At 47.7% G+C, this 14,759-nt stretch carries 16 protein-coding genes; 5 read left to right on the top strand and 11 right to left on the bottom strand.

The features are described from left to right. The first annotated feature begins 160 nt into the window (after nucleotides 1-160). Nucleotides 161-562 carry a DUF4304 domain-containing protein gene (locus KNP00_RS11830; RefSeq protein ID WP_215145507.1) on the top strand — a complete coding sequence of 134 codons (402 nt, stop codon included), beginning with the start codon at nucleotides 161-163 and terminating at the stop codon, nucleotides 560-562. Between the two features lie 12 nt (nucleotides 563-574). Here KNP00_RS11830 and KNP00_RS11825 read toward each other — a convergent pair whose 3' ends face one another. The 4 genes from KNP00_RS11825 to KNP00_RS11810 all read right to left on the bottom strand — a co-directional run bounded on the left by KNP00_RS11825 (nucleotide 575) and on the right by KNP00_RS11810 (nucleotide 3,645). Next, complete coding sequence (locus KNP00_RS11825; RefSeq protein WP_215145505.1) at nucleotides 575-1,384, bottom strand: MetQ/NlpA family ABC transporter substrate-binding protein; 810 nt, start codon at nucleotides 1,382-1,384, stop codon at nucleotides 575-577. 20 nt (nucleotides 1,385-1,404) lie between these two features. Continuing rightward, nucleotides 1,405-2,067: a methionine ABC transporter permease gene (locus tag KNP00_RS11820; RefSeq protein ID WP_215145502.1), complete on the bottom strand. Its 663-nt coding sequence runs from the start codon at nucleotides 2,065-2,067 to the stop codon at nucleotides 1,405-1,407. Then, nucleotides 2,060-2,803, bottom strand: a complete 744-nt coding sequence (locus KNP00_RS11815; RefSeq protein ID WP_215145500.1) for a methionine ABC transporter ATP-binding protein — start codon at nucleotides 2,801-2,803, stop codon at nucleotides 2,060-2,062. Before KNP00_RS11815 ends, KNP00_RS11820 begins: the two co-directional genes overlap by 8 nt. Nucleotides 2,804-2,904: 101 nt before the next feature. Then, nucleotides 2,905-3,645: a hypothetical protein gene (locus KNP00_RS11810; RefSeq protein WP_215145498.1), complete on the bottom strand. Its 741-nt coding sequence runs from the start codon at nucleotides 3,643-3,645 to the stop codon at nucleotides 2,905-2,907. A 189-nt stretch (nucleotides 3,646-3,834) separates the two neighbouring features. On the opposite strand from KNP00_RS11810, the gene adhP reads away from it, so the two are divergent. The 4 genes from adhP to KNP00_RS11790 all read left to right on the top strand — a co-directional run bounded on the left by adhP (nucleotide 3,835) and on the right by KNP00_RS11790 (nucleotide 7,064). After that, a complete protein-coding gene (adhP, locus tag KNP00_RS11805) occupies nucleotides 3,835-4,854 on the top strand; it encodes an alcohol dehydrogenase AdhP (RefSeq protein WP_215145496.1) in 1,020 nt (339 codons plus the stop codon). A 124-nt stretch (nucleotides 4,855-4,978) separates the two neighbouring features. Then, entirely contained in the window at nucleotides 4,979-5,404 is a 426-nt protein-coding gene (locus KNP00_RS11800) for a MarR family winged helix-turn-helix transcriptional regulator (RefSeq protein WP_215145494.1), read from the top strand. Nucleotides 5,405-5,512: 108 nt separating this feature from the next. Next, nucleotides 5,513-6,040, top strand: coding sequence for a CarD family transcriptional regulator (locus tag KNP00_RS11795; protein WP_338082280.1), 528 nt, complete (start codon nucleotides 5,513-5,515; stop codon nucleotides 6,038-6,040). Nucleotides 6,041-6,149: 109 nt separating this feature from the next. Continuing rightward, the gene (locus tag KNP00_RS11790; RefSeq protein WP_215145490.1) at nucleotides 6,150-7,064 is read left to right on the top strand and encodes a methyl-accepting chemotaxis protein; all 915 of its coding nucleotides are present in this window, start codon (nucleotides 6,150-6,152) and stop codon (nucleotides 7,062-7,064) included. A 187-nt stretch (nucleotides 7,065-7,251) separates the two neighbouring features. Here the strand turns inward: KNP00_RS11790 and KNP00_RS11785 are convergent, their stop codons facing one another. From KNP00_RS11785 to KNP00_RS11755, 7 genes are all read right to left on the bottom strand, one after another. Continuing rightward, nucleotides 7,252-8,751, bottom strand: a complete 1,500-nt coding sequence (locus KNP00_RS11785) for a malate:quinone oxidoreductase (RefSeq protein WP_215145488.1) — start codon at nucleotides 8,749-8,751, stop codon at nucleotides 7,252-7,254. Between the two features lie 307 nt (nucleotides 8,752-9,058). Continuing rightward, nucleotides 9,059-10,633 carry a nucleoside recognition domain-containing protein gene (locus KNP00_RS11780; RefSeq protein WP_215145486.1) on the bottom strand — a complete coding sequence of 525 codons (1,575 nt, stop codon included), beginning with the start codon at nucleotides 10,631-10,633 and terminating at the stop codon, nucleotides 9,059-9,061. Then, entirely contained in the window at nucleotides 10,633-11,709 is a 1,077-nt protein-coding gene (locus KNP00_RS11775) for an NAD(P)/FAD-dependent oxidoreductase (protein WP_215145480.1), read from the bottom strand. Before KNP00_RS11775 ends, KNP00_RS11780 begins: the two co-directional genes overlap by 1 nt. Nucleotides 11,710-11,875: 166 nt before the next feature. Further along, nucleotides 11,876-12,739 (bottom strand): DegV family protein, encoded by an 864-nt coding sequence (locus tag KNP00_RS11770; protein ID WP_215145478.1) that lies wholly within the window; start codon nucleotides 12,737-12,739, stop codon nucleotides 11,876-11,878. 115 nt (nucleotides 12,740-12,854) lie between these two features. Next, on the bottom strand, nucleotides 12,855-13,334 hold the full coding sequence (locus tag KNP00_RS11765; protein WP_215145476.1) for a methylated-DNA--[protein]-cysteine S-methyltransferase: 480 nt from the start codon (nucleotides 13,332-13,334) through the stop codon (nucleotides 12,855-12,857). Beyond that, nucleotides 13,321-14,214 carry a DNA-3-methyladenine glycosylase family protein gene (locus KNP00_RS11760; protein ID WP_215145474.1) on the bottom strand — a complete coding sequence of 298 codons (894 nt, stop codon included), beginning with the start codon at nucleotides 14,212-14,214 and terminating at the stop codon, nucleotides 13,321-13,323. Before KNP00_RS11760 ends, KNP00_RS11765 begins: the two co-directional genes overlap by 14 nt. Further along, on the bottom strand, nucleotides 14,211-14,759 hold the full coding sequence (locus tag KNP00_RS11755) for a bifunctional transcriptional activator/DNA repair enzyme AdaA (protein WP_215145472.1): 549 nt from the start codon (nucleotides 14,757-14,759) through the stop codon (nucleotides 14,211-14,213). The genes KNP00_RS11760 and KNP00_RS11755 overlap by 4 nt, the downstream gene beginning before the upstream one ends.

The raw sequence follows: 14,759 nt of genomic DNA, 5'->3' as shown, positions 1-14,759 counted from the left end.
CTAGGTCGCGATGCGGCTCCGGGATTGCCTGCGGAAAGCGTGGGCGCCGGAAAGGCGAGCGATATGATTCATGTTAGTCAACAGCCTGTAAATCGGGTTGAGCATGCGCTCAATCCGATTTTTATATATATTCTAACTAAACTACTTAAAGGAGATTCTCATGCTATCCCAACAACGAAAAGACATGATTGCCTTCTTGAAACGGGAAGTCGTTCCTTATTTGCAGTCACATCAATTCCAAGGATCGTTTCCTCACTTTCGGTGCATGCAATCTGACCGAATTGATTTAGTCACCTTTCAATTCAATCGGCATGGTGGCTCGTTCATCGTCGAATTGGCTCAAGCTCCGCCCACTGGCTTTCAAACATATTGGGGAGAACAAATTAGCCCACAAAAAATGACCGCCCATGATATCGACGTCGACGCACGACGAAGGCTGGGCAGTCATTCTTCAGATGAAGACGGTATTTGGTTCTTTTACGAGTCAGCTCAATCTGACCAAGACTATCTACGCGTGGTGCAACAAGTCATTGCTTCGTTTGAACAAGATATCTTACGTTGACTACGGAATTAATTAAAACGCCGGGATGGCCGTCTCGTCATAGTTTTCTTCCAAGAACGTACGAACTTCGTCACTTGTGAGCGCATCGCCAAGTTTTTTGATCGCTTCTTCATCTTGATTATCTTCACGTGCGACGAACGTAATCGCGAAATCATTCTCGACACCCTCTGTTAGAAGCGCGTCACTCTTCGGTGTCAAACCGAGCGGTGCCGCATAGGCCGGTGTCATCAAGACCGCATCGACATCATCGTACGCACGAGCGAGCATCAACAAGTCGACTTCTTCAAACTTGAAGTTTTTCGGGTTCGATGTGATATCGGCTTGTGTATAGTACGTGCCTTCTTTCTCGCCGAGTTCGATCACGTCATGCTGTGCGAGAAGGGAGAGCGAACGGTCAATGTTCGATACATCGTTGGCGATGGCGATTGTCGCGCCTTTCGGGAGGTCTTCCATGTTGTCATAGTTTTTCGCATATACACCGTAGTTCGCAAAATAAATCGGTTCGATTGGAACGAGATTCGCATCGTTGTTTCGGTTGAACTCCTCCATGTATGGGACGTGCTGGAAGAAGTTCGCATCGACTTCTTTCGCCGCAAGTGCCGAGTTCGGTTGGACGTTATCGCCGAGGACGACGATCTCGAGTTCGATGTTGTCTTCCGCAAGCTGTTCTTTCGCGATTTCAAGCATGTCTGTCATCGGTGGGATGAGTGACGCGACTTTTAGTGTCTGTGGTTCGTTCTTTTCTGTTTGTGTTTCCGTGTCGTTCCCGCATGCGGCGAGGACGAGTGTGAGTGAGGCAAGAAGTGCCATTAATTTTTTCATATTCATTTCCTACTTTCTGGTTAGCGTTTGTCGATGATGCGTGCCACGGTCGTGCCAGTGAACTGAATCAATTGGACGAAGACGAGCATGATCAGAATCATATAGAGCATGAGTTCGGTCTGGAACTGCTGATATCCGTAACGGATGGCGAAGTCACCGATGCCACCTCCCCCGACGACCCCCATGATCGTAGAGTACGAGATAAAGCTGATGATGGATGTGGTCAAGCCAAGGACGAGACCAGACCTTGCCTCGACATAAAGAAACTTAAAGATGATGTCTTTCACCGACGCCCCCATCGAGAGTGCCGCTTCAATGACCCCGCGTGGGACATCAATCAATGACTGTTCGACGAGGCGCGCGTAATGCGCGATTGCGATGATCGAGAGTGGCACGGTTGCGGCTGCCGTTCCGATGGCCGTCCCGATGATGAGCCGTGTAAATGGAATCAAAAACACGACGAGTAATAGGAATGGAAACGACCGGACAATGTTCACAACTAGATTAAGGACGGAGAAGACAATCTGATTCTCCAACAGTTGCCCCTTTCGCGAAAGGTAGAGCCACGTGCCTAGCGGGAGGCCGACTAGAACTGCGGCAAGGATAGACACCCCGACCATGATGAACGTCTCAGCGATGGACTGCCAAATCTCTGACTGATAGCGTAACAAGATGTCAGGCATTCGATTCCTCCTCTCGCAACTGTTCGACGAACCACCTTGGATTTTGATCGATAGCGACCACACCCGTCGGTTCCCGTTCAATCGTCTCATGAACGGCCCCTTCTGCCATGACGGTGACGCGATGACAGATTTGACGGATGACATCCATTTCATGCGTGACGAGGACGACGGTGACACCAAGTTGTTCATTGACCGACTGAAGGACACGTAGCACTTCAGCTGTCGTGTTCGGGTCAAGGGAGGAGGTCGGTTCATCGCATAGAAGCACGCTCGGTTCGCTCGCGAGCGCCCGTGCGATGGCGACACGCTGTTTCTGTCCCCCACTCAACTGTGCCGGATATTTATCGCGATACGAATCGAGTCCGACGAACTGAAGACATTCCATCACACGCGCTTCCCATGTCGCTTTCGGTCGTTTGGCGAGCTTCAAGGAATCGAGGACGTTATCAAAGACGGTCTTATTGGCGACGAGATTGAATTGTTGAAAAATCATACCGATCCGATATCGCTTCTTGCGGAGTTCCCGATTAGAGAGCTCGGTCAACTGGTCGCCATCGACCGTGACGCTCCCGGCATCCGGTTCCTCCAACAAATTCATCAATCGAAGAAGCGTCGACTTCCCGGCACCGCTTGCGCCGATAATGCCGTAAATCTCTCCTTTTCGAATATGAAGCGATACATCACGAACGGCCATCTCTTGTCCATACCGTTTATGGACGGACGACAACGTAATCATGGCGGACATCCTTTCTCATTCTCTGTAAGTAAGTCAACCATTTATGATTTTAGCGGAGTAAAGAATCGATGTCAGTTCATGTGCTCACCAAATATGCCGAATTACAATGGATAATGATTGAAATATTCAGCAATTTTTTGTTTCATCGTATCTCGATTTTCGGCGAAGATGCGGTGACGATGACCGTTCCCACCGGATGGGTGAGGAAAACCGTTCACGACTCGTTCCTGATTCAAAATTCCTCGCTCAATCAACTGTTGTATGGCTCGGCCCACGTTCACACCCATCGGTAAAATGAGGGCATGCTGAAGCTGCGCCATCTCTTCTGCGAATACACCTTCCACGTACGGTCGAAACAAATCCGTCCGAAGCAGGTCTGGACTGGACCCGTTATAGTTCTTGCCTTTATAGAAAACCGGATATGGCAGAACCGCCGTATTTTGAACGAGATGGTTCGCCGACCCAAATAAGTCGAGGGAAGACTCGATTCCCAGATGGTGATGTAGTTCTAACTCGTCTAGCATCGTCACCAAATTCTTTCGAATCGGTCCGGAGAAGCTCCCGCGTTGTTTGACGGCTTGCAATGCCTCTTCGTCGGTGGCATCCTTCAAGTCACGAATCGCCTCGAACGACTGACGCATTTGATACAAGCCTGGGCTGATTCCCGCGATGACGACCTTCGCCTCGGGATTGACGTATTCGAACGGGGCATAATAAATGTCGAGTTGCTTCTTCTCATCACGATCCAATAAAAATGATTCACTTTTCAACGTACCCTCTTCTAAATCAGACAACTGTAAGATTTTTGATTTATATGTGTGGTATAACTCTGTTCGCGTCATAGGAATGACACTCCTTTCTTTAACTCTTCCTCTTCATATTCCCATAAATCTTTATGTGAAAAAAATCACTAACTGAACGAAAGCTATCTAAAAATAAAGCGTTTTCACAAAGGGTTTTGTGTTATTCTGACTGTGGGAATAAGGATAACGTCAGATTGGTCACCATCTCAAAAAGGAGTGTGTTCAAACATGAAAGCAGTCGTTGTCAATTCATCAAGCAAGGCGAATGTCGAAGTCATTGAGAAGGATTTACGTTCCTTACAGTCTGGTGAAGCGCTCGTCGATGTCGAGTACTGTGGGGTATGTCATACGGACCTTCACGTCGCAGCCGGTGACTTTGGAGATGTACAAGGGCGCGTGCTCGGCCATGAAGGAATCGGGGTCGTCTCTCAAATCGCAGACGATGTCACGAGTTTAAAAGTCGGGGATCGGGTCAGCATCGCCTGGATGTACCACGCATGTGGACGTTGTGAATACTGTACGACAGGACGTGAGACGTTCTGCCGAAATGTTCAAAACGCTGGTTTTAGCGTAGACGGTGGGATGGCTGAACAATCGATTGTCGTGGCGGACTATGCTGTCAAAGTGCCGGAAGGATTGGACCCGGCACAGGCTTCGAGTATCACGTGTGCCGGCGTCACGACATATAAAGCAATCAAAGTCGCAAACGTCAAGCCGGGTGAGATAGTCGTCATCTATGGCTGTGGTGGGCTCGGTAACTTGGCGATTCAGTATGCGAAGCACGTCTTCAATGCACATGTCATCGCCGTAGATTTGAACGATGACAAACTTGAACTCGCCAAGGAGAGCGGCGCAGACTTAACAATCAACCCATCGTCCGAGGGAGACGCGGCCGACATCATTCAAGAGAAGTTTGGGGGAGCACATGCCACCGTCGTCACGGCCGTCTCAAAAGTCGCTTTCAATTCAGCGGTCAATGCGGTTCGTGCTTGTGGTAAAGTGGTGGCGGTCGGACTTCCTTCCGAAACGATGGACTTGAACATCCCTCGTCTCGTTCTCGATGGCATTGAAGTCGTCGGCTCGCTTGTCGGTACACGCAAAGACCTAGAGGAGGCGTTCCAGTTCGGCGCTGAGGGACTCGTTGTACCGGTCGTCCATAAACGTCATCTTCACGAAGTTCAAGATGTGTTCGAGGAGATGGAACAAGGAAAAATTCAAGGACGTATGGTCATCGACTTTAAAAATTGAGATTCCGAGTAACAAAACGAGGTCGCATGCCTCGTTTTGTTCTGTTTTGACGTTGACGGGGGATGTTTGCTTTTGTATAGTTAGGAACGTCTAAAAGCCGGAAATGAAAGAGGAGTGACTTGACTTGACTCCATCAACGTCAACCCGTCTACTTGATCTGCTGACAGAACGAAACGATCAAGTTCGACGAATAAGTGAACAGTCCTGGAACGAGCAGAGCGACATCCAACTCTCAAACTCGGAATGGTACATTCTCGCCACACTATATCAATCGAAAACAACCATTGCAGAAGTCACGCGAAACGTCCACATCTCTCGGCAAGCCATTCATAAACTGATTAAGAATTTAGAAAGCAAAGCACTCATTCTCGTGACAGACCATCCACAGAGTCGAAAAGACAAATGTATCGAATTGACCACGCTCGGTCACACTTGCTATGAGCAAAACGAGACACTCAAAGCCCAGCTTGAACAACGTATTCAAGAAGGCATCGGGCAAGAGGCTTTCGACCAACTGAAGACCATTCTACGATTGGATTGGAAACTGTAGCCGTGTCAAAAGAATCGACACGGTTTTTTTGTATGCACACATCACCTAAAACGTCAACCTAGTTGACATTTCAGCTTCTGAATGACTATGCTTATAGGTAAGGAAGAGGTGATCGACTTGTTTAAAACTGGAGACTTAATCATCTACTCGACCCACGGCGTATGTCGCATCGACGACATCTCGGATAAAACGGTCGCAGGAGAGACGAAATCGTATTATACGCTTCACCCGATCAATAATGCGCAGAAGTTACAAATCAGCATCCCTGTCGATAATGACAACGTGATGATGTTGACCTTGCTCGAAGCTGACGAGGCATTAGAGATTTTAGAGTCGTTCCGATCCCCTGGTGTCGAATGGAATCCGCATTCTAACAATCGCAATCGCGAATTTTTAAATGTCGTCCATTCCGGAAACCGTCACGACATCGCTCAAGTCGTGAATACGCTGAGCCGGCGACAAATCGAGGCACTTCAAGCGAATAAAAAGTTATATGAGCAAGATCGTAAAATTTTAGAGAATGCGAAAACCATTCTCATCAAAGAACTCTCGCTCGCGCTAAATCGTTCAGAGAGTGATATCGAACGTACAATCGGCGAGTACTTACATGAAAACATGACGACACTCACACCTTGACCCCTTCCATGGAAGCGGTCTTTTTACTTTTATACAATAATACACTTATTTTTACAATTATAGGGTATCCTAATACAAACAAACTAAATGATATAGGGAGGATGTTAGGATGCAATCGCACTCTAGGGCGACCCATGTCACAGACACGCATGTCATTCGAGCCATTGAGAACAATTTAGCAATCATTCGATTCGATGAACATCGACGTGTCGCTTATGTTAACGAAATTTTTGCAAAAACGATGGGATATCAAGTAAACGATTTGATTGGACGTCCCCATCATGACCTCTGCTTGCCAGAATTCGCAAACAGCCCTCAGTATGAGGTGTTTTGGCGCAAACTCATGCAAGGGGTCAGTTATCATGACAAAATTGAACGTCGCGCCGCCGATGGTCGGAGGGTTTGGTTAGAAGCCACTTACATGCCGATTTTCGATGACACCAACCAACACGTCATCGGCGTCTCTAAAATCGCGGCCGATATCACCTCGCGACAACAAGACGTGCTTCATATGGCAAATGATCTTCAAGAAACGTCTGAATACTTATCCGCCCAGTCGCAAGTCGGGAAACAGGATGGGGAGCACGTGCTCAAGAACGTCAAGCTGATTGAACAGGAATCCGCCCAAAACCTGGAGCATTTGCATGCTCTCCAACAGGAGGCGAAGACAATCACAGACATCGTCCGAACGATTCGCGAAATCGCTGCCCAAACGAACCTACTCGCACTCAACGCAGCAATCGAGGCGGCTCGAGCTGGTGAACACGGTCGGGGATTCAATGTCGTGGCAACAGAAGTGCGCAATCTCTCAAACAAAGTATCCCTCTCCATCACAGAAGTAAATGATAACATCGAAGGAATCGTCAAACGGATCGATGACGTATCGACAAGCATTGGACGGATTTCCCCTAAAGTGAAAGACAGTTCGGGACAACTCGAACAGACGGTCCGGGAGTTCGAAAAACTAGCGGAATCAGCTGCTACACTCGAACAGCAGGCGAAGACGTTTTTACGGATGGTATAATGCTGAAAACCGTTCATTCAGGAGCGAAGACGATGTGTCTTGCTTCAGGTGAACGGTTTTTGTACATTCTAGTTCATTTTATCGCTCTAATTGTGAAGTCATTCAATTCTTTCACTTTATCTGATGGAAACCGTACGGGCTAGATAATGAAAAACGAGCATACGATTGTATACTCGCTTTGAATCAATTAATTGTGGACCATGTCCTTTTCTTCTAAACCGAGCGTGACCGCAGTCGATTCGTGAATCGATTTGAACAAATCTGGATGATCCGACAGCTTCAATCCATACGACGGAACCATCTCTTTGATTTTCCCTTCCCACTCCGGCATTTGTTGTGGGAAGCACTGCTCAAGCACTTTTAACATGACGTGAACGGCAGTCGATGCGCCCGGAGAAGCACCGAGAAGCGCCGCGACCGATCCATCCTCGGCACTGACAACTTCTGTCCCAAATTGAAGTGTCCCTTTTCCTTGCGGTGTATCTTTAATGACTTGAACCCGTTGCCCGGCCACGACAATCTCCCAATCCTCGTTCTTGGCGTTCGGGATAAATTCACGTAACTCGTCCATTCGCTTGTCGTGTGACAAGAGCACCTGCTCGATCAAATATTTCGTGAGTGGCATCTCTTTCGCTCCTGCCGCAAGCATTGTGATGACATTGTTCGGCTTGACTGAGCGAATCAAATCCAAGTTCGATCCTGTTTTCAAAAACTTCGGCGTGAAGCCGGCGAACGGTCCAAACAGTAGCTCTTTGCGTCCATCGATAAAGCGTGTGTCGAGATGCGGGACCGACATCGGTGGCGCCCCGACCTTCGCCTTACCGTACACTTTGGCATGATGTTTTTCGATGACCTCACGATTTTTACAAACGAGAAAAAGTCCGCTGACCGGGAACCCACCGATTTGTTTCGATTCCGGAATCCCTGTCTTTTGCAAGAGTGACAAACTTCCGCCACCCCCTCCGATGAAGAGAAACGGTGCCGTATGTGTTTCGATCGTGTTCCGAGACACGTCTTTCACTTTCACTTCCCAATGCCCGTTGTCGAGACGCTTCACGTCCTCGACGCTATGACCGTAATTGACTTCGACCTCGTTCGAAGTGAGATGATCAAACAACATGCGTGTCAACGCGCCGAAGTTCACATCCGTCCCTGAATCGATTTTCGTCGCGGCAATTGGTTCATCCGATGTCCGTCCGTCCATGATGAGTGGGAACCATTCCTCTAATTGACTCGGGTCGTCTGAAAAAATCATTTCTTCAAACAGAGGATTATTTGTGAGCGCTTCCAAACGACGTTTCAAAAAATCGACATTTGCCTCTCCTTGGACCATGCTCATATGTGGAATCGATCGAATGAAGGCGCTTGGGTTTTCAATCAATCCCCGATTGACGAGATGCGTCCAAAACTGACGAGAGATTTGGAATTGCTCGTTGACGTTGACCGCTTTTGAAATATCAATCGTTCCATCTGCGTTCTCTGTTGTATAGTTTAATTCGCAAAGCGCGGCGTGCCCCGTACCTGCGTTATTCCATTCGTTTGAACTTTCTTCCCCTGCTGCATCAAGCTTTTCGAACACTTTGATGTTCCACTCCGGTACGAGCTCTTTAAAGAGTGAACCGAGCGTCGCGCTCATAATGCCTGCCCCAATCAAAATGACGTCTGTTCTCGTTTGCGTACTGCTCATGAAAACCCCATCCTTATCCCCTGAATTTTTTTCATACGATCGAAGAATCCCCATTCCTCAATCGTATATTTTATAATCGTTATACCGATTATAACTCTTTTGTAATGAATGATAAGGGTTATGTATGATTTTTTGTGCTGAAACTTTTTATGAAAATGCTTCTTGGCATGGATTCGAGGACGCGCTTATCTTGCTGGTAATTATGCATTTTGAAAAAGAGTATCCACATGCCCACTCGCTAGTCGATTCATTCAAAAAAGCCGAGGGTGTATGAAAACATCCCTCGACTACTGATTCAATCGTTTCCTTACAAAATATTCGACAAGAGAAAAATGGCGACAAATGCCGTCATGAACTGTAAAGCAATCGTCTTCATTGCGTGACGCCATCCGAACAGTTGCACCATTTTTGACATCGTAACGAGACATGAAGTGGCGAGTGAAGCGAACAAGACGAGCAAGAACACATCGACAGTCGTCATCGTAGCGGCCGATTCGTTCAACAATAAAATCCCATCTTTGCGGATGATACTCGCAAACAATGCCGTCGCACCGATTGCGGGAAGTTGAAGAATAGATAATATTGGATCCATCACCGTTTCGAGCGTTTCAATCCACCCACTCCAATCGAGCAATCCTGCTACGAGACAGATGAGGAGGAAAAGTGGCATCGCCTGGATCATGAACTGCGCTACGACATCACGGACGTGACGGAGCACGTTTGATGCCTGTGGTAATTGTAAAAACGTTTCATGACGCCAAAAAATCGGGACATCTTTACGCGCAAATAATTTTAAATGAATCAGCGAAATGACGAGAAGACTGAACACATAGGGGAATACGAGCATCGGCTTCCCAATTGCACCGAATACGGACAGCGTCGCTCCCATCTGATAGCTACACGCCGAGCCGATGGAGATGAGCGAAGCACAATTTTTCTGCGTGCACGCATGACATCCTTTCGTTTGATCGAGCGCTGTCACATTACAGCCGAAACCACCGAGGAACGGAATCAAATCTTGACCACTCAAACCGATCTTTCGCATGATTGGATCGAGCGCGTCAGCGAGTTTATCCTTTAGTCCTGTATCATCTGTCACACCGACCGTCACACCTAACAAGACAACGACCGGGAACGCCCAGACGAACGAATATAAACCAAGTGACAATAGACCGAAGTCTCCGAACAACATCGTCGATAAGAAGTTACCCGTCACAAATGTCGACCCGATTTCAACGAATCGGTCTACAAACGGCTCAAGCCGACTCGCCACTTGATAGGCGAGAACGACCGGTAACCCGTACAAAAGTAAAATTGTGAGTGCTGCCATCACAATCCCGCCGACCGGATGTCTTAAAAAGATGTTCATCGGGTCAGTCTGTTTAATATATAGACTCGTCAACGCCGAAACGTCTTCATTTGATAATTCCCTTGCCTCTTGAAGTTCTTTAAAGAATAATTTAGTCTTCCACGTACGATCTGACGTTTGCAACAGGACGTGAGGGATCTTCCGTTTCTTCAACTGGTGCTCGACGCGACGAAGCGAGTCTACATCCAATCGATCGATATGCGAGATGACAAGTAAGATTCGTTTCCCTGACAGCATGACTCGCTCGAGTCGTTTCCACTCCCGAATCAGTTGATGCGCTCTTGCGAAAATAACGTGAACAGCGGCCTCGTCTGTCACCTGTCGATAGCGTTCAACATCCGAGTCATGTCGTAGTCCTGGCATATCATGAAACGTCAAACCCTCTGTTTCAAAAGATACGATGTCGGTCGTCGACCCACGCTGGTTCATGCCACGAGCCGTTTTATATTCGCTCAGTCGATATAAAAGGCTCGATTTCCCTGACGATTCGAGACCAATCAATGCGACTTGCATTAGCAATCACATCCTGCGTCACAGCAAGACAAATCGTGTAAAAACATATCGTTGTCAATATAATCATTGAACACTGCGCCCTGCTCGTCCGTCACCGATTCACCTGTCATATTGAGAATCGTCTCTGCGACGACCGCAAAACGTTGGCGATATTTATAAAGGAAACAGAAGATGACGTTTCGTTGGCGCACACTCGGTCCAATCAAAAACAGATTCTCATCAATCGTCGAACCGTCGCGGTCATTCAAAATCGGCATGCCCGATTCATCCCATTCGAACCAATCACGGAATGGACCAAGGTTCGGTTTGTATCCGGTGGCCACAATCGGAGCATAATCTGTCTGGATTGTCCCGGTGTCCGTCTTGATGGAATACATCCCCTCCTTCTCCGTGACTTCGTGAACGTTCGCAACGCGCATTTGGACACGACCTTCTGCAATTAACGGGAAAAGACGTTGTTTCGTGTATGGTGCCAATGTCATCGATGGGTCGTGGTGTTGCGCCCCCCATTGTTCTCTCATTAGTACGAGGACATCACGCTCTTTCGACAAATGGATCGCTGCGTCTGCCGCAGACTCGCCACCGCCGATAATGACACTCGCTGGCTCCACTTCGTACGAAGTCACGTCCGAAACATGTTTTCCGGCTTCAAATGGCTGAACAGGTGCACCATATTCACCTGTCGCCAATACGACAAAGTCACTGACACTCGTTCCGTCCGAATGAGTTAAAAGGAACTGATCTCCTTGTTTTTCGATATGCTGTATGTCTTGTTGTTTATACGGAAGTTCATAAAATTGAACGAGGCTTTTTAAGTAACGTTGATACTCGAGTCCTGTGAATCGCTCTCCATGAAGGGAGTATGCTGGCGACGTATTTGGGGCAACCGCATTTAAATCCAGCGCGCCAAACCCATGCGCCGTAAAAGAAGGCGTTAAAAACGTTGTTTCTTTAGGCCACTTCGCTAAACTGGCACCTACCTCTTCTCGATCGACCAAAACGAAGGGAACGGCTAGTTTTTTTAATAAAATGGACATCCCGACACCTGATGGTCCGGCTCCGATAATGGTAATCATATGAACACTCCTAGATTTTTAATCGTAATCATTACCATTTATAAAACTTCGTACATCACATTGTCAAGGAAACTGCAATTTTCCTTCTTTTATGTCGCCGAAAAAATTGCACCAATATATGAGTCCAGCCACATAAATAAGCCGCCTCGCAAGGAGACGGCTTTTGTTACTTCTCCACGAAGAACATGGAAATGGCACCGAGACCGACGTGCGTCCCGACCGAGACCCCCATCTGCATGAGATAAATCTCGCCGGTGAAGTCAGTTTCTGTTTCAAGCTTCGCTTTTAAGTTTTCAGCAATCCGCTGATCGGATGTGTATCCGATGATTACGAAATTCGTGATGTCCGGGTTGACGCGTTTCACGAACTCATCCGTATAATGCTTCAGCACTTTACGGGTGCCCCGTTCCTTGGCAACAATGGCACCTTTTCCGTTCTTCATGCTCATGATAGGTTTTACCATAAGCAACTTTCCGATGATGGCACTCGCGTTCGAAATACGCCCACTCTTGATCAAGTGGTCTAAGTCATCTACCGATAAAAAGTGTTTTACTTTCGTCTTATACGTCTCATTAAAGTCAACGAGTTCCTCGAACGTAGCACCGGCTTCACGCATCTGCGCACTCTTCAGTAACAACCAACCGCTACCGTGACTCATCGAACGGGAGTCGACGACATGAATCTTCACGGTCGATTCAGGGTGTGCTTCTTCGAAGTATTCTTTCCCGATGACCGCCGATTGGTAAGACCCGCTCGTCCCACTCGACATGCAGATGCATAAAATCTCTTCATGACCGGCTGCGACCGCATCTTCCATCAAGGTTAAGAACGTCGCCGGGCTCGGCATCGCCGTTGTCGGGAATTCCGGCAGCGCTTCCAACATTCCGTAAAATTCATCCGGCTGGATATCCACCCGGTCCTGATAAGACATATTGTTCATCGTAATGATCAACGGCGCGACCCCGATGTTGTACTGTTCGAGTACTTCATCTGATAAGTCACACGTTGAATCTGCTAGTAATTTAATCATACATTCCTCCAAAACCTTCTCCATAAGTGACGGGAATCATCCTATAACTTCGTCGATTCTGACGTCACGATAGGACCATCTCTAGTGTAGCAGATTTGAAGGGGGAAGTGTTTTTTTACTGGGTTGGATGTGCGATTCGTTGCTCATGACGTAAGAGCCACTCTTTTCGCCATAATCCACCAGCATATCCCGTCAGTTTCCCGTTCGATCCGATGACTCGATGACAAGGCACAACGATGCTCAATCTGTTACGTCCGTTCGTCGCTCCGACCGCCCGGACAGCCGCAGGTCGCTTCACTCGTTCGGCGAGTTCTCGGTAAGAAGCCGTCTTCGAAAAGCGAATCGTCTGTAACGCAGACCATACCTCTCGTTGAAAATCGGTGCCGATTTGTTCAGTCGGAAACGTGAACGTCATACGCTCGCCGCGAAAGTAGGCGTTTAGTTCATCTCGGCATTGTCGCAATACGTCAGGTACATCTTGTTCAAGGAAGGTTGCCTCTCGTTCGACGAATAAAATCGATTGAATGACATCCTCGGTTCCACTAATTTCAAGGATACCGATCGGTGTGTTCATGTCCAATTTATACGTTTCCATACAATGACCTCCAAAGGTAAAATGTCGCGTATCCTTCCCACCCTTGCCACGATTCACCGTAGCGTTTCACTTCCTCAATCGTTGGTTTTTTCGATGTCCCTAACCGATGCTGAATCGCTTGATGCAATCCGACATCTGCGACAGGAAAGGCTGATGCGTCCTGAAAACACTTCATCAAGACATAGTCTGCCGTCCATTCTCCGACACCTCGGATTGCGAGTAACCGTTGACGGATATCAGCTGAGGAGAGTGATTGTAAAGTCGATTTCGATAGATTTCCATCCGTTATTTCCCGTGCAATATCAATGATATACTCAGCTTTTCTTCGACTGAACTGTAGCTCACGTAACTCTTCTGGTTCGAGCAGGGCGATGCGTTCCGCCCGTGGGAATGTCCAATACGCGTTACCCGCGACGACTCGATGATCCCCGTATCGTTCGACGAAGCGTCGTTTAATCGTATAGGCAAATGAAAGTGTGATCTGTTGTCCGATGATGGCCCAGGCGAGCGCTTCAAACAAATCTGGGAAGCCGATCATCCGTAATCCACGATGTGTTTCAATCAAAGGTGCCAGCAATTCATCTTTCGCACCCATCGTTTCAAACGGCGTCAGGTCACGATCAAGGTCTAACCAGTCACGGACTTCACGTTCAATGCTTTCTGTCTCCGCATCCGAGACGTCATCGCCTGGGAACCGTACACGAATGTAATATCCCTTTTCTTGAAGCTCGACTAGGATGAGGCGTTCCCCGATTCGCATCAGCTTTTGAACTACCTTGTCCGTCGTGACATGGAGCACTTCTTGTTCGGACCGACTCAAAAAGACGAGACACTCATGAAAATCAAACGGCTGCTGTACAGCGAGTAGCATCTCTGTCATACGTCTTCTCCTTTTCGATACATATTCGGTGTGCAACCTTTGATTCGTTTGAAGACGCGGTAAAAGTTCGACGGTGTTTGAAACCCGACCTCATAGCAAACCGACAGATTACTCATGGCGGTTGCTCGCAATAGATATGACGCCTTATCAATTCGTATCCGCTCTAATCGTTGTCTCGGCGTCTCGCCTGCCGCTTCTGTGAATGTCCGTTCTAAGTGGAAAAGACTGAGTTTTGTGTACTCGGCAATGTGTTCGAGGCGAATCGGTTGTTTATAATGTTGCACCAAAAAAGCTGTAATTTTTTGAACGAGTATGTCCCATGGGGCGTGCTCGACATCTGGTTGACATCGCTTGCATGGTCGAAATCCACGCTCTTCCGCCTCTTGTCTCGTCTCATAAAAGTCGACATTCTCTTTTTTTGGCTTACGAGACCGGCATGAGGGACGACAATAGATTTTTGTCGTTTTCACGGCCGTATAGAACAATCCGTCATATGTCGCATCACAAGCGAGTATTTTTGCCCACTTTTCTTCAAATGTCAGCAT

Origin of the sequence: Exiguobacterium qingdaonense (assembly GCF_018617855.1) — a bacterium.
GTDB classification, from domain to species: Bacteria; Bacillota; Bacilli; order Exiguobacteriales; family Exiguobacteriaceae; genus Exiguobacterium; species Exiguobacterium qingdaonense.
The sequence above is the reverse complement of the archived record's forward strand: the minus strand, read 5'-3'. Positions and strand labels throughout refer to the sequence as shown.